Below are 26,730 nucleotides of genomic sequence, written 5' to 3' on the forward strand. Positions count from 1 at the left end.
GCTTTTTGCATCACGACATGAACCTGTTAAAATAGTTGATATCATGAAGTAAACGAAAAAGGGATGTGCGGCAGTTGAATATTGGAATCATTGGCGGCGGTGCGATTGGTCTGCTTTGTGCTAGTTATTTAACGCAGCATCATGACGTCACAGTCTTTACAAGAAGAAACGAACAGGCAGAAGAGATTCGAGCAGTAGGCATTGAGCGAACAGTAAAAGGAGAAACATGCCAGGCGGCTGTTCATGCACAGACAGGAATAACAGGAGAATTTGATTTGCTCATCGTGACAGTGAAATATCATCACTTGCAAGATGTGCTTGGTGAACTATCGACATTACCTCCTCATCGTATCTTATTCTTACAGAACGGAATGGCTCACTTATTAGATTTGGAGAATTGGAAAACGGGACATTCATTATACATAGGTGTGGTAGAGCACGGAGCTATGAAGATGTCAGATCATGCAGTGAACCATACAGGTATCGGTGTCATTAAGTGGGGGGCATTTCAGCATGAAGAAGCAGCTGATATAAAAAAAGCATTGAATGAGACATCATCTCATTTTCAGATGATCTATACGGATGAATGGAAAAAGGTGCTGGAGGAAAAACTGCTTGTCAATGTCTGTATTAATCCACTCACGGCTTTGCTGCATGTGAGAAACGGGGAATTGATCGCAAACCCTTCATATGAATACATGATGAAATGTGCATTCGAAGAAGCAGTTTCCATCTTGGGCTTACATGAAAAAGAGCGGCTCTGGTCTTATGTAGTCTCTGTTTGTGAGAAAACGGCTGAGAATCAGTCGTCTATGCTTCAAGATATAGTGAAAGGCCGCCAAACCGAAAGAAAAGCCATCCTTGGCTATCTTTTAAAAAAGGCTCAAGCTCACAGCGTTGCGGCGCCACATCTCACTTTCTTTGATCGAAGCTTGGAAGTATTGGAAAAAAAGCAAACAAAATCTTTTGAGTGAGCTCATTTACATGCTATACTTTTTTCGGGAAACTAACTATTTATTGAAGAAAGGAAGTTCTAAACATGCAATTGACTGAACTTTCCATCCGAAGTCAGAATTTATTCATACGTGATTATATAGAAGAAAAAAAAGAGATGACGACTTTTTTTGATTATGATATACATTCTGAGCACACATGGAAAAAGAGATACGACGATCTCATGGAAATGAGCTTCCCGCGCGAGGCTTTAGCGGATTATATGAGCGCGTACCACGCAAAGTTTGAATCGAAAGCGATGCGCCAGAACATTGAAAAGATCCGTGATGAACGGAGTGTCATGGTGGTCGGAGGACAGCAGGCTGGTCTATTAACAGGACCGCTTTATACCATACATAAAATCATATCCATCATTCAGTTTGCAAAAGAAAAAGAAACAGAGCTTGGCGTCCCGGTGATTCCGGTCTTTTGGGTAGCCGGTGAGGATCATGACGTAGATGAAATTAATTTTGTGTACACATCTGGCGAAAAAGGGCCAGTGAAACAAAAGCTGTCATTACATAACGTCAAAAAAGCGGCTGCGAAAAGAATCCCGCTTGATCAAGAAAAAACCGAGACATGGCTCCGTGATGTGTTTTCAACGTATGAAGAATCTGCATACACCAATGACTTGCTTGATCAGCTTCTTCGATGTTTACGCAAATCACAAACGTTTACTGATTTCTTTGAATGGATTGTATGTGACCTCTTTGAAGAGGATGGACTGCTTTTATTTAATTCGGGTGACTTAGGTGTCAAACCACTCGAGCGTGCGTTATTCAAGCACATTGTCGAGACAAATGATGCAGTTACTGCTCGCTTAAATGAATCGCAGGCTGCTATGAAACGAGCAGGATATCAGCCAATTATTGAAGCTGGTGACAATCAGGCGAATCTGTTTTACGAATATGATGAGGAACGTTTCCTGATTGAAAAAGAGAACGGCCGGTTTTCTATATCAGAAGTGGGGCTTACGTGGACGAAGGAAGAGCTTTTGCAGGAAGTGGAGGAGCACCCAGAACGTTTTAGCAACAATGTGGTGACGCGTCCCTTGATGCAGGAAACCCTTCTCCCGACACTTGCCTTTATGGCAGGACACGGTGAGGTTAACTATTGGGGAGAGCTGAAAGGAATCTTTGAGCATTTTAAATTAAAGATGGCGCCTGTTCTTCCAAGACTGCATGTAACCCTTCTTGAAAGGCACATCGACAAGAAACTGCCAGTTAGAGAACTGTCGGTAGAAGAAGTGCTGACAAATGGAGTGAAAGAAAAGAAAGAAGCGCACTTTCAGCAAAGTCTTCCAGACAGCTTTGTTCAAGCGGTTCAACACGCCAAACGTGAATTAGCAAATGCTCATGACGTGATGAGACAAGAAGCACTGGAGATTGAACCAAACTTCGAGCAGCTGCTAGATAAAAATGCCAAATTTATTGAAGACCAGCTTCAATTTGTTTATCAAAAGGTTGCGCAGCGTGTGGAAGAGAAGGAAGGATATATCCTTCGGGACTTTGAACGGATTGAAAATAGTTTAAAACCACTAGATGCTCCGCAAGAAAGAATTTGGAATATCATGTACTTTTTAAACAAATATGGTCCAGAATTCTTCAAAACATTCAAAAATATGCCATTTTCATTTCAAAACAAGCAACAAATTGTCAAACTTTGAAATAAAGTTTTAATGAACCCTGACTAGTTCAGGGTTTTTTTTTATGTAGAAACAGTGTAGAATAAGTTTTGTGGAGAGAAGTGGTGGATAGTGGAGAGTATGGGTGAGAAAGTGGGGCTCTGATTATCATGTTCATGGGTGAATACCAACATACGATTGATACAAAAGGGCGCATGATCATCCCTGCTAAATTTAGAGACGGTCTCGGAGAACAGTTTGTGCTGACGAGAGGGCTTGATCAATGTTTATTTGGCTACCCTATGAGTGAGTGGAAACTAATCGAAGAGAAACTCAAAGCACTACCGCTAACGAAAAAAGATGCACGTGCGTTTACCCGGTTCTTCTTCTCTGGCGCAGTCGAATGCGATCTGGACAAGCAGGGGCGTATTAACATCGCATCAAACCTACTCCAATATGCAAAACTCGAAAAAGAATGTGTGGTCATCGGCGTTTCAAATCGAATTGAGTTGTGGAGTAAGTCGATCTGGGAACAATATACAGAAGAGCAAGAAGATTCTTTTGCTGAAATTGCTGAAAACATGATTGGATTTGATATATAATAATCCCTTGTGCAGCAAGCTTTCTACACATTCATTTCTATTTGAAAAAGGTGGGACCATAACATCATGTTTCAACATGAGACAGTATTATTAAAAGAAACAGTTGACGGTTTAAACGTAAAAGAAGACGGTACATATGTGGACTGCACGCTAGGCGGAGCAGGTCATAGCTCATATTTACTATCTCAATTATCAGAAAAAGGAACATTGATTGGATTTGACCAAGACGATGCTGCACTGGATCATGCACGAGAGAAGCTCGCGGATTCTAAAGCGAACATTCTTTTCATAAAAAGCAACTTCCGATATTTAAAAGAACGTCTGAATGAACAAGGTATTACAAGCGTAGACGGTGTGATTTTTGACCTTGGGGTATCATCTCCTCAGCTCGACACACCAGAGAGAGGCTTTAGTTATCACCATGATGCACCTCTTGACATGCGAATGGATCAATCAGCCGCATTGTCGGCAAAAAAAGTGGTGAATGAATGGCCATTTGAAGATCTAGTTCGGATTTTCTACAAATATGGGGAAGAAAAGTTCAGCAAGCAAATCGCACGCAAAATTGAAGAAGCAAGAAAAAAAGCGCCAATTGAAACAACGGGTGAGCTTGTTGACATTATCAAAGAAGGAATTCCGGCACCTGCAAGACGAACTGGCGGACATCCAGCGAAAAGAGTGTTTCAAGCGATCCGAATTGCCGTAAATGATGAATTGAAAGTATTTGAAGAAGCACTAGAACAAGCAATAGAGTTACTCAATCCGAAGGGGAGAATTTCTGTCATTACATTCCATTCACTTGAAGACCGGATTTGTAAAAGTACATTTAGAGAAATGTCTTCTCTTCCAGAACTTCCGCACGGACTACCAGTGATTCCAGAAGGACTTGAACCAAAGCTGAAGCTGATCACGAGAAAACCGATCGTTGCATCAGAACAAGAGCTGGAACATAACAACCGTGCCCGTTCAGCGAAGCTCCGAATTGCAGAAAAAAAGTAAAACGACACCATAGATGATGATAAAAAGGAGGTTTCTTATGAGTAATTTGGCTTATCAAAGAGAAGTGAAGCAACTTCAAACAGAGCAGCAAGGCCAATCGGTTGTCATTAAAAGAAGAGGTTCTATCACACTTGGTGAAAAAATCTTACTTGTCATGTTTGTCATGGCTCTTATGTGCAGCTCGATTCTCATCATTTCTAAAGCCTTTGCTGTCTATCACGCCAATATCGAAGTGCAGAAGCTAGAACAGCAAGTATCTTTAGAATCGAAGAAGATCACTGAGCTACAAAAGGAAAAAGACTTGCTGAGTGAACCAGAAAGAATCATTGATGCCGCAAAAAAAGCAGGCTTAACTATTTCGAAAGATGTTAAGAAGGTCGATTAACATGGCGATGCCTAAAAAGAATAAAATGATGAACAGAGGCGCGGCAATTGCGAGTATTTGCTTCGCCCTGTTTTTCTTTATCATCCTAGCACGTTTTATCTATATTCAAATTACAGGAACGGTTGATGGACAAGTATTAGCTGCCAAGGCAAATGAACAATATCAATCGAAGAAAACACTTGAAGCAAAAAGAGGATCTATTTTAGACCGGAATGGAAATGTGATCGCTGAGGATACATCTGTGTATAAGCTCATTGCGGTCATGAGCAAGAAAATGACAGTGGACCCTAAGCATCCAATGCATGTCGTCGATAAAGAAAAGACGGCAAAAGAGCTCTCGAAAGTCATCGATATGAGTGAAAGCGAAATTTTAAAGCGTCTCAATACAAAAGATGCATTCCAAGTGGAGTTTGGTAAAGCGGGGAAGGATATTAGTTTTTCAACGAAGGAAAAAATTGAAAAGCTAAAGCTTCCAGGTGTTGCTTTTGAAAAAGACACGAAGCGATATTATCCTAACGGCATGTTTGCTTCTAACCTAATCGGTTATGCCAGATTAAATGAGGCGACAAAGGACATGTCAGGTGCAATGGGACTTGAGAAGGCACTGAACAAATTTTTAAAAGAAAAAGACGGCTATGTGACATATAACAGTGACAGAAGCGGATGGGCTTTACCGAATAGTAAAGAAGACATTGTCGCCCCGAAAGACGGGAAAAATGTCACGCTGACCATCGATCAGAAAATTCAAGCGTTTCTTGAAGAAAGTATGACGCAGGTTGCCAAAAAGTATAAGCCGAAGAAAATCATTGCCACAGTCGTTGATCCGAAAACTGGGAAGGTTCTCGCGATGGGGCAACGGCCAAGCTTTAATTTAAATGAACTAGACATTACGAATTATAACAATGATGTGATTTCATATGCGTTTGAACCAGGTTCAACGATGAAGATCTTTACCCTCGCTGCGGCGATCCAAGAAGGGGTCTACCAAGGCAATGACAAATATCAATCTGGTACTTATAAAGTAGGCGGCGGACTTGTCCGAGACCACAACAACGGAAATGGCTGGGGGAAAATTGACTTTCATCAAGGAGTTCTTCGCTCGTCAAATGTGGCCTTTGCAAAGCTGGCAAAAGAAAAACTAGGCTTCACACGCTACGAACAATATTTGCAGAAGTTCCATTTCTATGACAAAACGGGGATTGACTTGCCGAACGAAGCGTCTAGTAAAATCAATTATAGATATGAATATGACAAAGCATCGACAGCTTATGGTCAAGCATCAGCCATCACACCGATTCAACAAATCGAAGCAGCCACTGCGATAGCAAACGGCGGAACAATGATGAAGCCATATGTCATTGACCATATTACAGACCCGAACACAAACAAAACGATTTTGCAGCACGAACCAACAGCGGCAGGAAAACCGATTTCATCTGATACAGCGAAGCAAGTTCGTGACATTTTAGGTGAGGTTGTTTCCTCGAAAATTGGAACAGGTCAGCCTTATCAAATCAAAGGCTTCGACGTTGCTGGAAAAACAGGAACGGGACAAATTGGCGGTGCCGGCGGTTACCTCCAAGGAAGAAACGATTACGTCTTTTCATTTATGGGAATGGCGCCAAAAGATGATCCGAAGCTACTTGTTTATGTGGCTGTCCAGCAGCCGCAGCTGTCTGAAACAGAAACGGGGTCAGCTCCGGTTTCTCAAATCTTTAACCCTGTCATGAAAAATAGTTTGCTATATTTAAATATTGCACCAACAAAAACAGACAATAAGAAATCAGGCGAACAAAAAGTGAAACAAGAAACGATGCCTTCATTCCTGGATTTAGAAGTGAAGCAGGCTGAAACAGAAGTCAAAAATAAACACTTAACACCTGTTGTCATCGGCGACGGTCTGTCCATTAAACGCCAGTGGCCGAGTGCGGGCTCTGAATTCTCTGAAAGCCAGAAAGTCTTCTTGAAAACAGCAGGGAAAACCATTAAGATGCCTGATATGACAGGCTGGTCCAGAAGAGAAGTCCTTCAATATGCTTCGATTGCCGGTGTGCATATAGAAACAAATGGACAAGGCTATGCTGTGAAACAAAGTGTCAAAAGTGGAGCGGAGATTTCAGACAAAGTCGTCACTGTGACATTTAAAAGCCCAAATTAACTGTAAACCTAGCAAATCACTTGCTAGGTTTTTTCTTTTGCTCCAGCAGAATATCACGGTGCGTTCTACAAAAGGACGGGCCTGCATATGATGAAAACAAGCCATATGTAAGGAGTGAACCGGGCGTGCGAGTGTCGAGTGTAACAGTGAGAAAACGATTGCTTTTCGTGCTGCTGTTTGGGGTGATCATTTTTTTCATCATAGATACTAGATTAGGGTATGTGCAGTTTATTATGGGTGAGAAGCTGACAAGCTTAGCAAAAGATTCATGGAGCCGAAACCTCCCATTCGAACCAGAACGAGGAGATATTTTGGACCGGAATGGGGTAGAGCTTGCGACGAACAAAAGTGCTCCATCTATTTTGGTCGTCCCTCGGCAAATTAAAGATCCCGCAGAAACAAGCAAGAAATTGGCAGCTGTGCTGAATATGTCTGAAGAAAAAGCGTACAAGCACGTCACGAAAAAAACATCAATTGAACGAATTTCTCCTGAGGGCAGAAAGGTATCACATGAAAAAGCAAAAGAAGTAAGAGAGCTTGATTTAGAAGGCGTGTATGTAGCAGAAGACAGCATCAGACATTATCCGTTTGGCAGCTTTCTTTCACATGTACTCGGCTTTGCTGGAATCGATAATCAAGGCTTACTTGGACTTGAAGCCTACTATGACGATGACCTAAAAGGCGAAAAAGGGTCTGTGAAGTTTTATTCTGATGCAAAAGGGCAGAAAATGCCAGATGAAGCAGACGATTATACACCGCCTAAAGATGGTCTTGATATGAAATTAACAGTCGATGCAAAAGTACAAACCATCATAGAACGGGAATTAGACAACGCGCAGGCAAAGTATAATCCAGATGGTATGATTGCGATTGCGATGAATCCGAAAAATGGTGAAGTGCTAGGAATGTCAAGCAGACCAGATTTTGATCCAGCTGACTATCAATCAGTTGACTCAAAAGTGTTTAACCGAAATCTTCCGGTGTGGAGCACATATGAGCCGGGTTCGACATTTAAAATTATTACACTTGCAGCAGCATTAGAAGAGAAGAAAGTGAATTTAAAACGCGATTCATTTTTTGACAGCGGATCTGTGACAGTTGATGGTGCAAGACTCAGGTGCTGGAAAAAAGGCGGGCACGGATCACAGTCATTCTTGGAAGTAGTTCAAAATTCCTGTAACCCCGGCTTTGTAGAGCTAGGAGACCGTCTTGGTAAAGAAAAATTATTTTCTTATATCAAAAATTTCGGATTTGGCCAAAAAACCGGAATTGACCTTCAAGGAGAAGGACGGGGAATTTTGTTCCCGCTTGATCGTGTAGGTCCTGTAGAGCAGGCGACCACCGCCTTTGGTCAAGGCGTATCTGTTACGCCAATTCAGCAAGTAGCTGCAGTAGCAGCTGCAGTAAATGGCGGGACACTTTACACGCCTTATATTGCAAAAGAATGGATAGATCCAATCACAAAAGAGGTTGTGAAAAAGCAATCACCGATTGCCAAAAAGAAAGTGATTTCAGCAGAGACATCTAAAGAAATCAGGTATGCACTTGAAAGTGTAGTCGCTCAAGGAACTGGCCGAAATGCATTTGTTGAAGGGTATCGGGTTGGCGGAAAAACAGGAACAGCACAGAAGGTAAAGGACGGAAAGTATATGGAGAATAACCACATTGTGTCGTTTATCGGATTTGCGCCTGCAGATGACCCAAGTATCGTAGTCTATGTAGCTGTGGATAACCCAAAAGGCACCATTCAATTTGGTGGTACCGTTGCCGCACCAATTGTTGGTCATATTATGCGGGATAGCCTGCCTGAGATGGGTGTGAAAAAAAGAAAAGGCCAAATTGAAAAGAAGTATCAGTGGCTGGACACAAAAACCATTGAAGTACCGAATCTTGTAGGAGGATCTGTTTCAGATCTTGAATCCCTCTTGATCAACCTAAAGATCGATGCCTCAGGAACTGGCAGTAAAGTAGTGAAGCAATCACCTGCTGCTGGGACAAAGGTCAAAGAAGGCTCCACGATCAGATTATACTTAAACGATGAATAATAAAGAATGAACAGAGGGTAGCCGCACTCATTTGGCTGCCTCTTTTTGTTGAAAGAGAAGGCCAGTTTGAAAAAAAGAGTCCAAAGTGTGTTTTTTCCAACAGAAACTTAAGGAATACGCTGGATGTATCCTTTTTTTTACGATAAAATATAGACTGTGTGTTTTTTTCACAAGACATGCACGTGAACGAATTTGAGAGGTTTGATATGAAAATGAAATTACAAGAACTGCTTACATACTTTAAAAGTGAAAACAACGAATTGATAAACGAAAATCCTGATATCACTTCCATTGAAATGGATTCAAGAGAGGTGAAAAAGGGAAGCCTTTTTGTCTGTATAAAAGGCTATACAGTAGATGGACACGATTATGCTGAAAAAGCGGTGAAAAGCGGGGCTGCTGCCATTGTAGCAGAACACCCTCTTAACATAACAGAGGTACCAGTCATTATTGTGAAACACTCTCAAAGAGCACTTGCAAGAATAGCTGATGCGTTTTATGACCAGCCCACTCATAAGCTGAATCTCATCGGGATCACAGGCACAAACGGAAAAACCTCAACAACACATATGATCGAACAAATGATGAGAAAAGCCGAGAAGAAAACAGGCTTAATCGGTACGATGTATATGAAGGTGAATGATGACATTCTCGACGTGAAAAACACCACACCTGAAAGTGTCACACTTCAAAAAACGTTTAAACAGATGCTTGATCAAGATGTAGACACAGCCATCATGGAAGTATCATCACATGCCCTCCATCTTGGCAGGGTGCATGGATGTGATTATGATATTGCTGTTTTCACAAATCTTACGCAGGACCATCTTGACTACCACAACACAATGGAAGAATATAAACATGCGAAAAGCTTGCTGTTTTCTCAGCTCGGAAGTGCCTTTCATCACAATAAACCGAAGCATGCGATTTTAAATGCAGATGATGAGGCTTCGAGTTATTTTGAAAAAGTCACAGCTGCTGAAGTCATGACGTATGCCCTAGAGCGAAAAGCAGATGTCATGGCAAAAAATATTCAAATCATGCCGAAGGGAACTCAATTTGATTTGGTCACTCCAATCGGCATCAAGAAAGTGACGGTTGCCCTCGTCGGAAAGTTCAATGTGTATAATATCCTCGCAGCTGTATCAGTTGGGATCGTATCTGGCTTAACATTTGAGACGATCGTGAGTGCGATTGAAGAGCTGGAAGGAGTCAAGGGCAGATTTGAGCTTGTAAACTGCGATCAAGACTTCCCTGTCATCGTCGATTACGCACATACACCTGATAGTTTAGAAAATGTCCTCACAACATGTAAAGAATTAACAGAGGGCAAAATTTTCTGCGTGATTGGCTGCGGCGGCGACCGTGATAAAACAAAGCGTCCTCAAATGGCTCAAATCGCTGTGAAATATGCAGATGAACCTATATTTACATCAGACAACCCAAGAAGCGAAGATCCTTCAGCCATTTTAAAAGATATGGAAAACGGGGTACCAGACGCATATTATCATAGCTTTGTGAATCGGAAACAAGCGATCTTCTTTGCCATTGCCAATGCGAAAAAAGGCGATACAGTCTTAATAGCCGGTAAAGGCCATGAGACCTATCAAATTATTGACGATCAAGTCTATGACTTTGATGATGCAAAGGTTGCTATTGACGCTATTTTAGATCTAAACAAATCTTAAAATGATGAAAAGAGTGTAATGAAATGAAGCATTTTGTACAAAAACAACATACGAAGAACGCGAATGAATACCATAATAATGAATGCAATTTTCTGATGGAAAACGGCTTTGGAAATTCGGAAGGAGTAAAGAACGATGCTTGAACAGGTGATATTGTTTACAATCATAATGGGATTTTTAATCAGTGTTCTTTTATCCCCGATTTTTATACCGTTTTTAAGAAGACTAAAATTTGGTCAAAGTATTAGAGAAGAGGGCCCGCAGTCCCATCAAAAGAAATCTGGGACGCCGACAATGGGCGGCATCATGATTATCTTTTCTATCACTATTACAACAATTGTGATGATCAACAAATTTTCTGAGATTAGTCCAGAAATGTTTTTACTGTTATTTGTCACACTTGGTTACGGCCTATTAGGATTTTTAGATGATTATATTAAAGTAGCGATGAAACGAAATCTTGGATTAACATCGAAACAGAAATTAATCGGTCAAATTGTGATCGCTGTGATCTTTTATGCAGTTTTCCATTATTATCAGTTTGCAACGACGATTCGCATTCCAGGAACAGACGTCAGCTTTGATTTAGGATGGGCTTACTTTATCCTTGTTGTTTTCATGCTTGTCGGAGGTTCTAATGCCGTAAACTTAACAGATGGACTGGATGGCCTCTTATCTGGAACCGCTGCTATTGCTTTCGGAGCATTTGCTATACTGGCTTGGAATCAATCCCAGTATGATGTAGCGATCTTTTCAGTAGCTGTTGCAGGAGCCGTTCTTGGCTTCCTTGTGTTTAACGCACATCCTGCAAAAGTATTTATGGGTGATACAGGTTCTCTAGCATTAGGCGGAGCCATTGTAGCAATTGCGATTTTAACGAAGCTTGAAATTTTACTTGTCATTATTGGTGGAGTATTTGTTGTTGAGACGTTATCTGTTATTCTTCAAGTCATCTCCTTTAAAACAACCGGCAAAAGAATCTTTAAGATGAGTCCGCTTCACCACCACTATGAGTTAGTTGGTTGGTCAGAGTGGAGAGTAGTTGTCACCTTCTGGACAGCTGGTTTATTACTTGCTGTTTTAGGAATTTACATCGAGGTGTGGTTATAATTGAATAAGATGCAAATGTTAAAAAACGAACATGTACTAGTATTAGGTCTTGCTAAAAGCGGATATGCGGCAGCTTCAATTCTTCATGAACATGGAGTAAATGTGACGGTAAATGATCAAAAACCGTTTGAAGAAAATAAACCTGCTCAGCTACTTTCTGAAAAGGGGATTGATGTCGTTTGTGGCAGTCATCCTCTTCGTATATTCGAAGATAAAGACATTACAATTTTAATTAAAAATCCAGGAATTCCATATGAAAATGTGATGGTTCAAGAAGCACTTCGCCGCCAAATTCCAGTTTGGACGGAAATAGAATTAGCATATCATTTAACCCCATCTCCTTTTATTGGGATTACTGGATCGAATGGAAAAACCACTACCACGACATTGATTTATGAAATGCTGAAAAAAGACAGCCAAAAAACATTAGTGGCAGGTAATATTGGAACAGTTGCCAGTGAAGTCGCTGCAAATGCAGCTGGCGATGAGTGGATCGTAACGGAACTGTCTTCTTTTCAGTTAATGGGAACAGTTGAATTTAGACCTAAAATCAGCTTAATATTAAATATTTTTGATGCACATTTAGACTATCACCACACTCGTGAAGAATATGAAAAAGCAAAGCAGAAAGTATTCGCACATCAACAAGAAGATGACATCGCTGTAATTAACCTAGATGATCCTTCCGTTGTAAAACTAGCAGAAGGTTCAAAAGCAAAAAAAGTGTTTTTCTCAGTGAAAGAGCCAGTAGAACATGGTGCGTTTATTCAACATGGTGCAATTTACTACATGAATGAACATATCATTGATGTAAAGGATGTTGTCCTTCCTGGTGAGCATAATCAAGAAAACATTCTGGCAGCTATTTGTGTTGTAAAAAATGCAGGCTGCTCAAATGAAGCGATCACACGCGTACTCACAACATTTGGTGGAGTGAAGCATCGTCTGCAATTTGTAGATACAATTCAGAGTCGGAAATTTTATAACGATAGCAAGGCGACCAATATACTGGCAACAACTAAAGCATTGTCAGCCTTCGAACAACCGACTATTTTATTAGCAGGTGGACTTGATCGAGGCAATGAATTTGATGAGTTGAAACCTTTTATGAAACATGTAAAAGGAATTATCACATTTGGTGAGACTGCACCTAAGTTTGTGAAGCTTGGTGAAGAGCTTGGAATACATCACGTAAAACATGTCGATAATGTTGAACAAGCAGTACCTGCGGCGTTTAACATATCTGAAGAAGAAGACGTGATTTTATTATCTCCGGCTTGTGCAAGCTGGGATCAACATAAAACATTTGAAGAACGTGGAGACATGTTTGTAAACGCCGTGCATATGCTTAAATAAGGGCTTGTCTCTCATATGACTGACAGCCCAAATGAAATTATGCTTGGGGTGTCGGTCTCTTGACGAATAAGAAAACTTCTCCGGATTTTTTGCTTGTTGTCATTACGTTACTTTTATTGACGATTGGTTTAATTATGGTGTATAGCGCTAGTGCAGTGTGGGCATCGTATAAATTTGATGATTCGTTTTATTTTGCAAAAAGACAGCTTTTGTTTGCCGGAATCGGAGTTATCGCAATGTTTTTCATTATGCGAGTCGATTATTGGACGTGGCGGACTTGGTCAAAGATATTGATTGCTGTTTGTTTTCTCCTTTTGCTGCTTGTACTTATTCCTGGTATCGGTATGGAGAGAAATGGATCAAGAAGCTGGATCGGTGTCGGTGCGTTTAGTATTCAGCCCTCTGAATTTATGAAGCTTGCGATGATTGCGTTTCTTGCAAAATTCTTATCTGAAAAGCAAAAAAATATCACATCCTTTCGAAAAGGTTTTGCCCCAGCTTTAGGCATTGTATTTTCTGCATTTGCCATCATCATGCTTCAACCGGATCTGGGAACAGGAACGGTGATGGTTGGAACCTGTATTATTATGATATTTGTTTCAGGTGCGAGAATTGCTCACTTTATATTTCTCGGTCTTATAGGGCTCAGCGGGTTTGCTGCACTTGTCTTATCAGCACCCTACCGAATAAAACGAATTACATCTTATTTAAATCCTTGGGAAGATCCACTAGGCAGTGGGTTTCAAATTATTCAGTCCTTATACGCTGTTGGTCCAGGTGGTCTGTTCGGAATGGGACTTGGTCAAAGTAGACAAAAATTCTTCTATTTACCTGAGCCCCAAACGGACTTCATCTTTGCGATATTGTCTGAAGAGCTTGGCTTTATAGGGGGATCACTCATTTTACTCCTCTTTAGTGTTCTATTATGGAGAGGCATACGAATAGCACTTGGAGCCCCAGACTTATATGGGAGTTTCCTAGCAGTTGGTATTATTTCAATGGTTGCCATTCAAGTAATGATTAACATCGCAGTTGTCACTGGACTTATTCCTGTGACAGGTATCACGCTCCCATTCCTTAGTTATGGCGGCTCATCATTGACATTAATGCTGATGGCGATTGGCGTACTTCTTAATGTCAGCAGGTACGCAAGATATTAGCGTGCTGAAGCTAATGAAACCATGTTGACGTTTATTTTGCAAAAGTATAAAAAAATGATTTGAAGAGTGAAAATGACAGTTTTTGTTTCGAAAACGTTTATTTTGACTCTTCTTTACAGGTTTTAATGGAGCCCTGTTGTTTAAAACAGGGTTTATACTTTGTTCAGAGCAGAAAAAAATTGAGGGGAAATGGTATAATGCGTATAGTAATCAGTGGAGGCGGAACAGGCGGACATATTTATCCGGCCTTAGCCTTTATTAAAGAAGTGAAAAGACTGCATCCTGATGTGGAATTTTTATATATCGGTACTGAAAATGGACTTGAAAAGAAAATTGTAGAAAGAGAAAATATCCCTTTCAAGGCAATAGAAATTTCAGGTTTTAAACGAAAGCTTTCCTTTGATAACGTCAAAACGGTGATGAGATTTTTAAAAGGCGTTCAAAAAAGCAAATCTTACTTAAAAGAATTCAAGCCTGATGCGGTTATTGGAACAGGCGGTTATGTGTGTGGGCCTGTTGTTTATGCGGCTTCTAAGCTGAAGATCCCGACCATTATACACGAACAAAACAGCCTGCCTGGTATTACAAATAAGTTCCTAGCGAGATATGTTAATAGGGTAGCCATATGCTTTGATGAGGCAAAGGCACATTTTCCTTCTGAAAAGGTTGTATTTACGGGAAACCCTAGAGCCTCTGAAGTCGTCTCTATAAAAGAGGGGAAATCTCTTAAAGAATTCGGGCTCGATGAAAAGAAAAAAACGGTTCTTATTTTCGGCGGGAGTCGAGGTGCTGCTCCTATCAATAGAGCAGTGATCGAAATGCAAGATGATTTAAAGGCTAAAAACTACCAGCTTTTATATATCACAGGTGAGGTTCATTATGAAAAAGTGTTGAATGAACTAAAGGAAAAAGGTGCAGCACCTAATATGATCACCAAACCTTTCTTGCATCAAATGCCAGAGTACCTGAAATCGATCGATGTGATTGTTGCAAGAGCAGGAGCTACAACAATTGCTGAAGTAACGGCTCTTGGAATCCCAACCATTTTTATTCCGAGCCCATACGTGACGGCAAATCATCAGGAAATCAATGCAAGATCACTTGAAAAACATGATGCTGCGATTGTTTTAAGAGAATCAGAGCTTTCAGGAGATCGTTTGCTGCATGCCATTGATGAAATTGCTGGTAATGAAGAAAAACTCAACCAAATGAGCCGTTTAACGAAAGAACTCGGAGTACCAGATGCGGCTACACGTTTATATAATGTGTTAAAAGAAATTACAACTACATGATGGAATGATATTAGGTAAGGCGGAGGGTAATATGGAGAACTTGAAGAATGAATTATTAGAAGCGCAAGTTGGTAAAGTACTTGAAAATGAGCCGCTTGCAAATCATACAACAATGAAAATAGGCGGACCAGCAGATCTTTTGATCATCCCAAAAGATATCGATGCAGTGAAAACGATCATGGATCATGTGAAAAAACACCATACGAATTGGACGGTCATTGGAAGAGGATCTAATTTACTTGTCCTGGATAAGGGAATTCGAGGAGTTGTCCTAAAGCTAGGTGCTGGACTGGATCACCTAACTGTAAATGATGAAGAAATTACAGTAGGCGGCGGCTACTCTGTCGTAAGGCTCGCGACATCACTTAGTAAACAGGGGCTTTCAGGACTGGAATTCGCAGCTGGTATTCCGGGATCTATTGGAGGCGCTGTTTATATGAACGCAGGTGCACATGGATCTGATATCAGTAAGATTCTTGTGAAAGCCAGAATCTTATTTGAAGATGGAAGCATCGAGTGGCTCACAAATGAACAAATGAATTTTAGCTATCGAACGTCAGTCCTACAAAAGGAACGACCTGGCATTGTTCTAGAAGCTGTGTTTAAGCTCAAGCAGGATGACCGCGAAAAAATCACAAAGAAGATGCAGCAAAATAAAGATTATCGTAAAGAAACTCAGCCTTATAACCGGCCATGTGCTGGCAGTATTTTTCGAAATCCGCTGCCTGAATATGCAGGACAGCTTGTAGAAAAAGCGAATTTAAAAGGATACCAAATCGGCGGAGCTAGAATTTCTGATATGCACGGCAACTTTATTGTCAACGCTGGTGGAGCGACTGCTCAAGACGTGCTGGACTTAATTCAGTTCATCCAAAAGAAAATTAAAGAAGACTACAACGTAGAGATGCATACAGAAGTAGAAATTATCGGTGAAGAAAATTAACAGCTAGTTTTTATGAATGATGGCATCTGAGGAAAACAAACGGCATGAAAGAATGCCGTTTGTTTTCTCATCAAAATGATGACCCAAAGGTGTGGACAAGCAGCTTTGAATGAGGTGAAGAGTATATATGCGGCCTGATCATGAAAATGAAAAGATCGTCAATATAGAAGAGCGAATTCCTAAAATTAAAGAACAAAGGAAGCAAAAAGCGAATCGGAGACTGATCTCTTTTATACTACTGTTTTTTATCATGGTTTTAATTATTATTTATTTGCAGACACCTATCAGCAAAATTTCTTCTTTAACCATCACAGGTAACGAGCATGTCTCAACAAAACAGCTTGTTAAACTTTCACAAATTAAAGAAGGCGAAACAGAGTTTTGGAATTTAAATAAAGATTTAACAGCAGATCATTTGAAACAAAATAAATTGATTAAAAGTGTCAGTATCAAAAAGCATTTCCCAAATAAAGTGAGTATTGCTGTCAAAGAATATGCAAATATTGCGTATCTTCAAAAGGGAAATCTATATTATGAGCTTCTTGAAAATGGGACCGCTTTACCAGAAGAAGTGACACCGAGTCATGCAGGACCTATTTTTGTCGATTGGGACAATAAGGAGAAGCTGAAGCAAACTGTTAAATCTTTAAATCAACTGCCAGCCTCTATTCAGGAACTCATCTCAGAAATATATTATGTGCCGACCAATTCAAACAAGTGGCTAGTTAAATTTTATATGAATGACGGAAACACTGTGATTGCATCAATTAAAACATTCGGTGATAAAATGAAAACCTATCCAGCCATTGTAAAAGAACTTTCATCATCTGAAAAAGGCACAATCCATATGGAAGTCGCTACGTATTTCGAAGCGTTTAAATCTAAGAAAAAGGAAGATGAGCGTTGAGAGGCAAAACAGTTATATTCTCGATTGTCATGCTTGTTCTTGGTTTTCTGATTTCTTTTTCATACCAATATACAAAGCAGCATCAGGCAGATGTCATTCGAACAGAGCAATGGAAAAAAGAATACTCTCTGAAAAGTCAGCTCACAACGCAAGAAAAGGCGAATCAGAAACTCGAAAAAGAATTATATAGTCTTCAATCAAAGGTACAAGCAACGGAGTCCAATTTGAAAAATGAAAAAGAGCAGTATTTTAATGTGCTGGAAGATGTTGAGAAATACAGAATGTTTACAGGAGAGATCGGTGTAAAAGGAAAAGGGGTAAAAGTGTCTCTTGAAGATGCATCTTATATCCCAAGTGGACAAAATGTTAATAATTACATTGTGCATGAGAGCCACATTTTTCATGTGATAAACGAACTATTTATATCAGGGGCTTCTGCTGTATCTATTAATGGGCAAAGAATCACACACCAATCATACATACATTGTAACGGTCCAGTTGTCACAGTAGATGGTGTTCAGCATCCAGCACCATTTGTCATATCTGCTATTGGTGATCCAGCTGTGTTAATACCTGCTTTAAATATTGCAGGGGGAGTGGTCGATCAGCTGACAAGTGATCACATTTCAATGACGATCGAGAAAACGGATATTCGTATGAACCCTCTTTTAAGAAACAAAGATTAAAAGTGAAAAGGTGAGTGGTGTTGAGGAAAAAGAAGCCTTTACTTAGTTTAACAGCTTTAATGATCATATTTGGCATCATGGTCTCCATCCAATTTAATTCCTTACAAAAGCCCAAAGTTCGTGATACTCGTGATGTGTGGGAACTGAGAGAGGATTTATCTGCATCTAAAAGTAAGGAATTGGATTTGCTCAAAGAAATTGATAAATACGACGAGATGCTAAAAAAATATGGTCATCAAGGAGATCGATCAAAAGAAGCACAATTAACAAAAACATTAAAGGATTTAAAAGAAAAGGCTGGTTTTACGGAAGTGGAAGGGGAGGGTATTGAAATTGAAATATCTCAGCTTTTTTCCAAGGACCTTACTGGAGAAGAAGTGAAAAATATCCCACCTGATCTTCTGAAAAAGTTAATGAATGAAGCCAATATGTTTGGGGCAAAACATATTTCCATCAATGATCGCCGTGTCATTAATACAAGTGTGATTCGAGATATTAATGGCACGACAAAAATGGATGGCTACAGCTTAGATAGTGATGAAGTCACCATTAAAATGATTAGTGAGCAGGCCGACAAATTATACAGCCGTTTAAATGTATCAGATATTGGTGATTTGTTTGCTCAGGAAAACTTCAGCTTGAGTATGAGCCAGCCGAAGAAAAAAATCCACTTAAAAGCATATGATGGTGCAATTCAAGTAAACGAATTGAAGCCTCTTGATGATGTAAAGGAGGGAAAATCTTAATGTGGCTTCCTGTACTTGGCTTAATCATAGGAGTTGCGATCGGTTTCTTAACTAATTTTACGATACCGAATGAGTATTCTAATTATCTTTCCCTCGCTGTACTTGCTGCGCTTGATACATTGATTGGTGGAATCCGGGCACATCTGCAAGGGGCATACGATGAACTAGTGTTTGTATCAGGCTTCTTCTTTAATATTATACTGGCAATAAGTTTAGCTTTTCTGGGCGTCCATCTTGGTGTAGACTTATACTTAGTCGGAATGTTTGCATTCGGCGTTAGATTGTTTCAAAATATAGCAGTTATTAGAAGAATTCTCCTAACAAAATGGACAATTTCTAGAGAAAAAAAGAAAAAAAGTGAGTCATAAAAAAGGATATACATATGATGTAACGAATATTTTCAGTAATCCTAATAAAAAATGTTGATTTTTTAAGTTTTGTTACACACTTGTAAAAACACATTCATTGTATTGTTGTTCAGCAAATAATAGAATAGAAAGTATTGATATGTGAGGAGGTGCCATAGAATGAACAACAATGAAATTTACGTCAGCCTTGACATCGGTACATCCAATATAAAAGTCATCGTCGGAGAAATGGCGGATGATTCGCTTAACATTATAGGTGTTGGAAATGTCCCTTCAGAGGGGTTAAAAAAAGGATCGATTGTTGATATAGATGAGACAGTTCATTCTATTAGACAAGCATTTGAACAGGCTGAGAGAATGGTAGGTTTTCCTTTACAAAAGGCGATTGTCGGAATTAACGGAAACCACATTCATATTCAGAATACGAGCGGCGTAGTCGCAGTATCTAGTGAAAACAAAGAAATACATGCTGAAGATGTGAGACGTGTCTTAGATGCTGCACAAGTAGTATCTATTCCTCAAGAACATCTCGTCGTAGACGTGATTCCGAGACAATTTATCGTCGACGGAAGAGATGAGATCACAGATCCGAAAAAAATGCTTGGTGTTCGGCTAGAGGTGGAAGGATCGTTAATTACAGGTTCTAAAACGATTCTACATAACTGGCTCCGATGTGTAGAAAGAGCTGGAATTGAAATACTGGATATATGCTTGCAGCCACTCGCATCGGGCTCGGCAGCATTATCGAAAGATGAAAAAAATCTTGGGGTAGCTCTTGTCGATATTGGCGGCGGATCTACAACGATTTCCGTATTTGAAAACGGGCATCTCTATTCTACTCACAGTATCCCTTTGGGCGGAGAGAACATAACAAAAGATTTGTCTATAGGACTTAGAACTTCCACTGAAGAAGCTGAACGAATCAAAAAACAATTTGGGCATGCGTTTTATGATGAGGCATCGACTGAGGAGACATTTGAAGTTTCTGTGATCGGTACCGATCAAAAACAAACGTATACACAAATTGATGCGGCTAACATTATTGAAGCGCGGCTGGAAGAAATCCTGCTCTTTGTGGCAGAGGAATTAAGAAATATGGGTGTCCATGATTTGCCTGGTGGATTCGTTCTAACAGGTGGACAGGCAGCCATTCCAGGTATCCTTTCTCTTGCACAAACAGTCTTGCAAAACAATGTCAGGATTGCAAGTCCGAATTATATCGGGGTGAGAGAGCCTCAATATATGACAGGAGTGGGTCTGATCCACTTTGCTTATCGCAATGCAAAGATTCAGGGCAGACAAGTTGGATTCCAAATGCCAGATGAGGCGTTTCATGAAGTAGGCGCATCCATGGAGCCGGTTTCTTCTGCACCACAAGTGAAAGAAGCGCAGCCAAGACCGAAAGTAAAACAAAAAGCACAACAAGCACAACAAGAGACAAATAAAAAACCGGGCAAAATGAAAAAACTATTTAATATGTTCTGGGAATAGAATTAGATTTTCGACGGATTAGGAGGATTCAGCATGTTGGAGTTTGAAACAAATATAGACGGCCTAGCATCAATTAAAGTAATCGGAGTAGGTGGCGGCGGGAATAACGCTGTCAACCGAATGATTGAAAATGACGTACAAGGTGTCGATTTTATTGCAGTCAATACTGATGCACAGGCGTTAAATCTATCAAAAGCAGAAACTAAAATGCAAATCGGTGCTAAGCTGACAAGAGGGCTTGGAGCAGGTGCGAATCCTGAAGTCGGTAAAAAAGCTGCTGAGGAAAGCAAAGAGCAGATTGAAGAAGTATTAAAAGGCGCAGACATGGTCTTCGTTACAGCTGGTATGGGCGGTGGAACTGGTACGGGTGCTGCACCTGTCATTGCAAAAATCGCAAAAGATTCTGGTGCATTGACAGTTGGAGTTGTGACTCGTCCTTTCACATTTGAAGGAAGAAAGCGTCAGCTTCAAGCAGTTGAAGGAATTGCTTCTATGAAAGAAGCCGTTGACACATTAATCGTGATTCCAAACGATCGCTTGCTTGAAATTGTTGATAAAAACACGCCAATGCTGGAAGCATTCCGCGCGGCAGATAACGTGCTTAGACAAGGTGTTCAAGGGATTTCAGATTTAATTGCAACACCAGGTCTGATTAACCTTGACTTTGCTGACGTGAAAACCATCATGTCCAATAAAGGTTCAGCTCTTATGGGTATTGGTGTCGCAACAGGTGAAAACCGTGCTGCGGAAGCCGCGAAGAAAGCCATTTCCTCACCACTTCTAGAAACAGCAATCGATGGTGCTCAAGGTGTTATCATGAACATTACGGGTGGAACGAACCTAAGTCTTTATGAAGTGCAAGAAGCGGCGGATATTGTGGCTTCTGCATCTGACGAAGATGTAAACATGATTTTCGGGTCTGTCATCAATGATAACTTGAAGGATGAAATTGTGGTTACTGTGATCGCTACTGGATTTATTGAGCAAGAACCAGAAGTGACAAAATCACAAAGAAACCCATTAGGACAAGGATTAAAGCAAAATCAATCCATTCCTCAAAAACGTGAAGTAAAACGTGAAGAACATCAACAGCCATCATCTCAGCCAAGACAAAATACACAATCAAGTGATGATACGCTAGACATTCCAACGTTCTTACGCAACCGCAATAAACGCTAATCGAGTATAGCTTAACCCCTTCCATTGGAAGGGGTTTTTTTATGTCTCAACTTATAAGGGTTTCTAATCAAAAAGTCATAAATACGTGAAAGCTACTTCAATTTCCATATGTAATTTGACTTATGGTGTTTAAGAAAAAAGAATCATTTTTACTCCCTCTTACAAAAAACGACAAAATGATGAACTTTATTTGACTACATTAAATAGAACACCATGAATCTTGTCATGAACAACAGAAGGAAAGGAGTGGGACCTATACTCTGTTTGGACATTTGAGGAGGAGGGATTTGATTGAAATTGAAGTTTCGCAAGACCGCCGGCTATCGTTTGATGAGTCTTTTGGTGATTGGTACTTTAACGATGACAAGCTTTGGGACGGTTCAAGCAACATCGACTTCTACCTCATATCAGGAGGAAGCTGTCTCCTCTAAGACTACAAAAGCAAAGATCTCATCTAGATTAATGAAACAGTTTCAGCAGGATGATCAGGTGACTTTTTTAATCAAAATGAAAGAGCAAACAAATACGCAAAATGTGGCGAAGGAAGCGGTGATCAAAGCCAAAAAACAGAAATTAACAGCGGCTAAAACGCAATACACAAAAAGATCAGCTGTCGTATCCGAATTAAGAGCAACGTCTGAAAAGACGCAGGAAGCGCTCCTTACGTATTTACAAAAGGAACAAAAGAAAAAGCAAGTGAAGGAGATTCATTCGTACTATATTGTGAATGGTTTAGCGGTGACGGGAACGAAAGAAGTCATGGAAAAGGTGGCTGCCTTCCCAGAAGTAGATCAAGTGCTGCCAAATGAAACCCGTCAAATTCACCGGCCGGTTGATTTGAAGACGAAGCAGAAAAAACAAATGAAAGCAGTAGGTGGAGTCGAGTGGAACATTTCTCAAGTTCATGCTCCAGAAGTGTGGGCTTTAGGTTATGACGGTACTGGTACAGTTGTGGCAAGTATTGATACAGGAGTGGAATGGGATCATCCTGCTTTAAAGGAAAAATACCGCGGATTTGATCCAGCACATCCGAATGAACCAAATCATGAATTCAATTGGTACGATGCTACGACAGGATCTGAAGCGCCATATGATGATTTAGAGCATGGTACACATGTAACGGGAACGATGGTTGGCTCTGAGCCAGATGGAAAGAATCAAATCGGTGTCGCACCGGGCGCAAAATGGATTGCGGTGAAAGCTTTCTCAGAAGATGGTGGGACAGATGCTGATCTGCTTGACGCAGGTGAGTGGATTTTAGCACCAAAAGATGAGGCCGGCAACCCGCATCCAGAAAAGGCACCAGATGTTGTCAATAATTCTTGGGGAGGTGGACCTGGCCTAGATGATTGGTATAAAGATGTCGTCAATACTTGGAGAGCGGCGGACATCTTCCCAGAGTTTTCAGCTGGCAATACCGATTTATTCAACCCTGGTGGTGAAGGATCTATTGCGAATCCTGCGAACTATCAAGAGGTCTTTGCAACGGGTGCTACGGATCAAGATAACAAATTGGGGTCTTTCTCGCTGCAAGGTCCGTCTCCATATGGTGGCATGAAACCAGACATTGCCGCCCCAGGGGTAAACATTCGTTCATCCATTCCTGGGAAAGGGTATGAGGATGGCTGGAATGGGACGTCGATGGCTGGTCCGCATGTTTCAGCTGTTGTGGCTCTTCTTCGCCAAGCACAGTCAGATCTTTCTGTTGAAGAGATTGAACAAATTCTGATTGATACAGCGAAGCCGTTAACTGATCAGCAATTCCCGGAATCCCCAAACAATGGCTATGGGGCAGGTTTAGTTGATGCAAGAGAGGCGATTACGGCATTAACAGATGGAATTGGCATGATTGAAGGACAGGTGACAAACGAAGATGTTCATTTAGATGATATGAAAATAACAGATCAAGCCTTGACTCAAAAAGATAAGGCGGTACACCCACATAAGAAGCCTGCGAACATAAAAGAATTGAAAAAGGAAAAAAATCTAGCTGCTCCGTCCATCAAAGCTCTTCCAATGAAAGCGGAAATTAGTGTTCTTGAAAGCGGCAAGTCAACGTACACAGATGAAGCGACAGGGAGATATCAGCTTCCTCACAGTGCAGGAAAATTCACAGTGAAAGCGGAAGCTTACGGATTTGAATCACGCACACAAACCGTCCATATTTCTTCAAATAAAACGGCAGAGGCGAATTTCGCCTTACAGCCACTAAAGAAACGAACGATATCTGGCACAATTGCCAACGAAACAACGGGTGAAAAGATAAAGGATGCCACGGTTTATCTTGTAGAGGATGCGAAAATTAAGCCGGTGAAAACAAATGAATCTGGCGAATTTTCTCTAGAGGCATTGAGCGGTGTCTATACCGTCAAAGTATTTGCCAAAGGATTTAAAGGATATTCTTTTACAGTAGATGTGACAGAAAAGCCAGTTGGAAAAAACATTCAGCTAGAGCCATTCATCGGCTTTGCTGGGGAAATTGGCTACGATGATGGAACAGCTGAAAATGCGAGAGCCTTCTATGATCCTGGCAATGGCTGGGCTGTGAAGTTTTCATTAGAAAAGGGGAAGAAACAAGCGCAACTCACAGGAGGGCTTTTCCGTTTCTGGTCATCAGAGTGGCCAGCTCCTGGAGGGAATGAATTTGCAGTTGAAGTGTATGACGCTTCTGGGAAGAACGGAGCTCCAGGGGAGAAAATGGCAGGACCTCTAAAAGCAAAAGCGCTGCGTAATGGGGAATGGACAAAAGTAGATTTAGAAGATCAAGCCATTACGGTGGATGGAGATTTCTATCTTGTCTATATTCAAACGAAAAAGAATACGGAATCTCCAGGGCTTGCAACTGATGAAGATGGACCAAATGCTGAAAGAAGCTGGCAGCTGACAAGCGGTGCATTTTCTCCTTCTCCAAAAGAAGAGGGAAATTATATGATTCGTGCGCTTGTTGACTATGAAGCAGATGTGCCAGAGATTACATCTCCAAAGGCAGGCGTCATTACGAACAAAGATGAACTGGAGATTGAAGGCAAAGCCTCTCCTGGGCTTGATGTAGCGATCTATCAAAACGACGAAGAGATTGCCAAAGTGAAAGCAGATCAGTCAGGCGCCTTCAAAGAAAAGGTCACAGTTTCAAGTGGAGAGCATGTATTCACGGCTGCAACTGTTACGGATAAAGGTGCAACAAAACGATCTACACCAGTAAAGGTAATCATTGATCAAACAGCGCCAGCGCTCACTATCGATACACCGAAAAAAGGGGAAAAGACGAATAAAGAATCGCTCACTGTAGAAGGAAAGGTGACAGATGATCATCTTGATCAAGTCACCGTAAATGGAAAAAAGGCAACCATAAAAGAAGGGAAGTATTCCGTAAGAATACTGCTTGAGAACGGGAAAAATATGATCAAAGTCACAGCGAAAGATGCAGCAGGAAACAAAACAACTAAAAAAATCAATATCGATGTCCAATACGAGGCACCTGAGATTTCTAAGCTGACTCCAGCAGAGAATGTCCATCTGGCATCAGGGGAGTCTGTTAAAATTTCATTTCACAGCAGAGAAAAGCTAGACGCAACGTTTGTCATTCACATGCCGCTGACAAATGCGAGATCAAAGCTTCAAAATACTACAGAGCTGCCGCTTCGCGAAGTATCGAGCGGAACGTATGAAGGCTACTGGACTGCTACTTCTACCGCCAAAGCAAAAGGTGCGGTCATTGAAGTAATTGTACGAGATGATTATGGAAATGTCACAAGACAAAAAGCTTCAGGCACATTAAACATCAATGAAAAGTAACTTAAACAAAAGACACGACTTCTTGGAGCGTGTCTTTTTTCTTTCAACAATTGTTTGAAGGCTTGTCCAGAAGAATACTCTCTCTCATTCCTCGACAAAAACAATAACAATCCACCAAAAGTTCTCTATCATCCCCAACAAGAATTGACAGACTTCCATCTCATGACTGTTTTATACTGGTACAAACAAGTGCAAGTACTGCTTTTGATTCTTTGTTTCAGATGAAAGGAGCAGAAGGTGGTCATTTATTTAGATGTGATTTGGCTGTTAAACTTTTGTTTTGATCTATTGCTTCTCTTACTCACTGCATTTATTCTCAAACGACAAGTAAAAAAAAGGCGATATATGTTAGGAGCTCTCATTGGATCGAGCATTGTTCTCTTGCTCTTTACACCATTTGCAATGGTTGTGTCACACCCTTTAGGCAAACTACTTTTTTCTGTCTTCATTGTTCTTGCAACCTTTGGTTTTCAAAGATTTCGTTCCTTTTTTCAAAATCTGTTTGCTTTTTACTTTGTAACATTTTTGATGGGAGGAGGCATGATTGGGGTTCATTCATTTTTGCAAACCAATACAGTGATTCAAGATGGCCTGCTGATTTCTCAAAATGATGGCTTTGGTGATCCGATTAGCTGGCTTTTTGTTTTAACTGGGTTTCCTGCAATTTGGCTGTTTTCAAAGAAAAGATTAGGCGAGGTGGGTACGAAAAAAAGACAGGTTGATGAACAAGTGCTTGTGGAAATACACATTCATGGAGAGACCATCCGTTTAAAGGGACTCGTCGATTCTGGCAACCAGCTGTATGATCCTATGACAAAAACACCTGTCATGATCGTTCAGGCCGACCAGCTAACGGCCATTTGCGGAGAGCCATTTATAGAGCTCATGAAACAGTCTCATCCTGTTGAAGTCATGCAAAAGATCGATGATCAATTTCCTCTTCTTGATCGATTAAGACTTGTTCCATATCGAGCGGTCGGTCATGATCACGGCTTTCTACTATGCCTAAAACCAGATACAGTCTTCATTTATTCAAAGACGCATATGATTCAGCCAGCTAAGTGTTTTGTTGGGTTGAGTCTCAGCGGTTTATCGGCAGATCAGGAATTTCAATCCATCATTCATCCAGATATGTTAGACGGGAAAATCATCCAGGGGGTGTCGTAGTTTTTGGTGATGTCTTTTATCTTACGAGGTCAACTT

At 40.7% G+C, this 26,730-nt stretch carries 21 protein-coding genes; all 21 read left to right on the top strand.

Annotated elements, in window-relative coordinates; genetic code table 11:
* The first annotated feature begins 74 nt into the window (after nt 1-74).
* The 21 genes from QRN39_RS05550 to spoIIGA all read left to right on the top strand — a co-directional run bounded on the left by QRN39_RS05550 (nt 75) and on the right by spoIIGA (nt 26,694).
* The gene (locus QRN39_RS05550; RefSeq protein WP_284906401.1) at nt 75-974 is read left to right on the top strand and encodes a 2-dehydropantoate 2-reductase; all 900 of its coding nucleotides are present in this window, start codon (nt 75-77) and stop codon (nt 972-974) included.
* Nucleotides 975-1,039: 65 nt separating this feature from the next.
* Complete coding sequence (gene bshC / locus QRN39_RS05555; protein WP_251191305.1) at nt 1,040-2,659, top strand: bacillithiol biosynthesis cysteine-adding enzyme BshC; 1,620 nt, start codon at nt 1,040-1,042, stop codon at nt 2,657-2,659.
* A 128-nt stretch (nt 2,660-2,787) separates the two neighbouring features.
* The gene (gene mraZ, locus QRN39_RS05560; RefSeq protein ID WP_003211163.1) at nt 2,788-3,219 is read left to right on the top strand and encodes a division/cell wall cluster transcriptional repressor MraZ; all 432 of its coding nucleotides are present in this window, start codon (nt 2,788-2,790) and stop codon (nt 3,217-3,219) included.
* Nucleotides 3,220-3,285: 66 nt separating this feature from the next.
* Nucleotides 3,286-4,218, top strand: a complete 933-nt coding sequence (gene rsmH, locus QRN39_RS05565; RefSeq protein WP_003210993.1) for a 16S rRNA (cytosine(1402)-N(4))-methyltransferase RsmH — start codon at nt 3,286-3,288, stop codon at nt 4,216-4,218.
* A 37-nt stretch (nt 4,219-4,255) separates the two neighbouring features.
* Nucleotides 4,256-4,603 (top strand): cell division protein FtsL, encoded by a 348-nt coding sequence (gene ftsL, locus QRN39_RS05570; RefSeq protein WP_251191304.1) that lies wholly within the window; start codon nt 4,256-4,258, stop codon nt 4,601-4,603.
* 7 nt (nt 4,604-4,610) lie between these two features.
* Nucleotides 4,611-6,761 (top strand): penicillin-binding protein, encoded by a 2,151-nt coding sequence (locus tag QRN39_RS05575; protein ID WP_284906592.1) that lies wholly within the window; start codon nt 4,611-4,613, stop codon nt 6,759-6,761.
* A 125-nt stretch (nt 6,762-6,886) separates the two neighbouring features.
* The gene (locus QRN39_RS05580; protein WP_012009866.1) at nt 6,887-8,806 is read left to right on the top strand and encodes a stage V sporulation protein D; all 1,920 of its coding nucleotides are present in this window, start codon (nt 6,887-6,889) and stop codon (nt 8,804-8,806) included.
* A gap of 212 nt (nt 8,807-9,018) precedes the next feature.
* Nucleotides 9,019-10,494, top strand: coding sequence for a UDP-N-acetylmuramoyl-L-alanyl-D-glutamate--2,6-diaminopimelate ligase (locus tag QRN39_RS05585; protein WP_284906594.1), 1,476 nt, complete (start codon nt 9,019-9,021; stop codon nt 10,492-10,494).
* Nucleotides 10,495-10,629: 135 nt separating this feature from the next.
* A complete protein-coding gene (gene mraY / locus QRN39_RS05590) occupies nt 10,630-11,604 on the top strand; it encodes a phospho-N-acetylmuramoyl-pentapeptide-transferase (RefSeq protein ID WP_003211854.1) in 975 nt (324 codons plus the stop codon).
* Nucleotides 11,605-11,613: 9 nt separating this feature from the next.
* A complete protein-coding gene (murD, locus tag QRN39_RS05595; protein ID WP_417894903.1) occupies nt 11,614-12,960 on the top strand; it encodes a UDP-N-acetylmuramoyl-L-alanine--D-glutamate ligase in 1,347 nt (448 codons plus the stop codon).
* 59 nt (nt 12,961-13,019) lie between these two features.
* Entirely contained in the window at nt 13,020-14,120 is a 1,101-nt protein-coding gene (gene spoVE, locus QRN39_RS05600; protein ID WP_003212197.1) for a stage V sporulation protein E, read from the top strand.
* Between the two features lie 197 nt (nt 14,121-14,317).
* Nucleotides 14,318-15,412, top strand: coding sequence for an undecaprenyldiphospho-muramoylpentapeptide beta-N-acetylglucosaminyltransferase (gene murG, locus QRN39_RS05605; RefSeq protein WP_003212323.1), 1,095 nt, complete (start codon nt 14,318-14,320; stop codon nt 15,410-15,412).
* A gap of 31 nt (nt 15,413-15,443) precedes the next feature.
* Nucleotides 15,444-16,355 (top strand): UDP-N-acetylmuramate dehydrogenase, encoded by a 912-nt coding sequence (gene murB / locus QRN39_RS05610; protein WP_003212095.1) that lies wholly within the window; start codon nt 15,444-15,446, stop codon nt 16,353-16,355.
* Nucleotides 16,356-16,482: 127 nt separating this feature from the next.
* The gene (locus QRN39_RS05615; protein ID WP_050945098.1) at nt 16,483-17,262 is read left to right on the top strand and encodes a cell division protein FtsQ/DivIB; all 780 of its coding nucleotides are present in this window, start codon (nt 16,483-16,485) and stop codon (nt 17,260-17,262) included.
* Nucleotides 17,259-17,948, top strand: a complete 690-nt coding sequence (locus QRN39_RS05620; RefSeq protein ID WP_003211621.1) for a DUF881 domain-containing protein — start codon at nt 17,259-17,261, stop codon at nt 17,946-17,948. Before QRN39_RS05615 ends, QRN39_RS05620 begins: the two co-directional genes overlap by 4 nt.
* 20 nt (nt 17,949-17,968) lie before the next feature.
* Nucleotides 17,969-18,694 (top strand): DUF881 domain-containing protein, encoded by a 726-nt coding sequence (locus QRN39_RS05625; RefSeq protein WP_251191302.1) that lies wholly within the window; start codon nt 17,969-17,971, stop codon nt 18,692-18,694.
* Nucleotides 18,694-19,062: a small basic family protein gene (locus QRN39_RS05630; RefSeq protein ID WP_003210988.1), complete on the top strand. Its 369-nt coding sequence runs from the start codon at nt 18,694-18,696 to the stop codon at nt 19,060-19,062. The genes QRN39_RS05625 and QRN39_RS05630 overlap by 1 nt, the downstream gene beginning before the upstream one ends.
* 159 nt (nt 19,063-19,221) lie before the next feature.
* Nucleotides 19,222-20,553 carry a cell division protein FtsA gene (ftsA, locus tag QRN39_RS05635; RefSeq protein WP_003210781.1) on the top strand — a complete coding sequence of 444 codons (1,332 nt, stop codon included), beginning with the start codon at nt 19,222-19,224 and terminating at the stop codon, nt 20,551-20,553.
* Between the two features lie 33 nt (nt 20,554-20,586).
* Complete coding sequence (ftsZ, locus tag QRN39_RS05640) at nt 20,587-21,732, top strand: cell division protein FtsZ (protein WP_003211613.1); 1,146 nt, start codon at nt 20,587-20,589, stop codon at nt 21,730-21,732.
* Nucleotides 21,733-22,023: 291 nt separating this feature from the next.
* Nucleotides 22,024-25,527 (top strand): S8 family peptidase, encoded by a 3,504-nt coding sequence (locus QRN39_RS05645; protein WP_284906408.1) that lies wholly within the window; start codon nt 22,024-22,026, stop codon nt 25,525-25,527.
* Nucleotides 25,528-25,764: 237 nt separating this feature from the next.
* Nucleotides 25,765-26,694 carry a sigma-E processing peptidase SpoIIGA gene (gene spoIIGA / locus QRN39_RS05650; RefSeq protein WP_003211533.1) on the top strand — a complete coding sequence of 310 codons (930 nt, stop codon included), beginning with the start codon at nt 25,765-25,767 and terminating at the stop codon, nt 26,692-26,694.
* Nucleotides 26,695-26,730 lie beyond the last annotated feature (36 nt).

Origin of the sequence: Bacillus sp. lyk4-R2A-2 (assembly GCF_030209735.1) — a bacterium.
GTDB lineage: Bacteria > Bacillota > Bacilli > Bacillales > Bacillaceae > Bacillus > Bacillus pumilus.

Bases quoted from the DNA above. Each gene is read 5' to 3' on its own strand.
- bshC (WP_251191305.1), top strand. From the start codon at position 1,040: ATGCAATTGACTGAACTTTCCATCCGAAGTCAGAATTTATTCATACGT.
- mraZ (WP_003211163.1), top strand. From the start codon at position 2,788: ATGTTCATGGGTGAATACCAACATACGATTGATACAAAAGGGCGCATG.
- rsmH (WP_003210993.1), top strand. From the start codon at position 3,286: ATGTTTCAACATGAGACAGTATTATTAAAAGAAACAGTTGACGGTTTA.
- ftsL (WP_251191304.1), top strand. From the start codon at position 4,256: ATGAGTAATTTGGCTTATCAAAGAGAAGTGAAGCAACTTCAAACAGAG.
- QRN39_RS05575 (WP_284906592.1), top strand. From the start codon at position 4,611: ATGCCTAAAAAGAATAAAATGATGAACAGAGGCGCGGCAATTGCGAGT.
- QRN39_RS05585 (WP_284906594.1), top strand. From the start codon at position 9,019: ATGAAATTACAAGAACTGCTTACATACTTTAAAAGTGAAAACAACGAA.
- mraY (WP_003211854.1), top strand. From the start codon at position 10,630: ATGCTTGAACAGGTGATATTGTTTACAATCATAATGGGATTTTTAATC.
- murD (WP_417894903.1), top strand. From the start codon at position 11,614: ATGCAAATGTTAAAAAACGAACATGTACTAGTATTAGGTCTTGCTAAA.
- murG (WP_003212323.1), top strand. From the start codon at position 14,318: ATGCGTATAGTAATCAGTGGAGGCGGAACAGGCGGACATATTTATCCG.
- murB (WP_003212095.1), top strand. From the start codon at position 15,444: ATGGAGAACTTGAAGAATGAATTATTAGAAGCGCAAGTTGGTAAAGTA.
- QRN39_RS05615 (WP_050945098.1), top strand. From the start codon at position 16,483: ATGCGGCCTGATCATGAAAATGAAAAGATCGTCAATATAGAAGAGCGA.
- QRN39_RS05630 (WP_003210988.1), top strand. From the start codon at position 18,694: ATGTGGCTTCCTGTACTTGGCTTAATCATAGGAGTTGCGATCGGTTTC.
- ftsA (WP_003210781.1), top strand. From the start codon at position 19,222: ATGAACAACAATGAAATTTACGTCAGCCTTGACATCGGTACATCCAAT.
- ftsZ (WP_003211613.1), top strand. From the start codon at position 20,587: ATGTTGGAGTTTGAAACAAATATAGACGGCCTAGCATCAATTAAAGTA.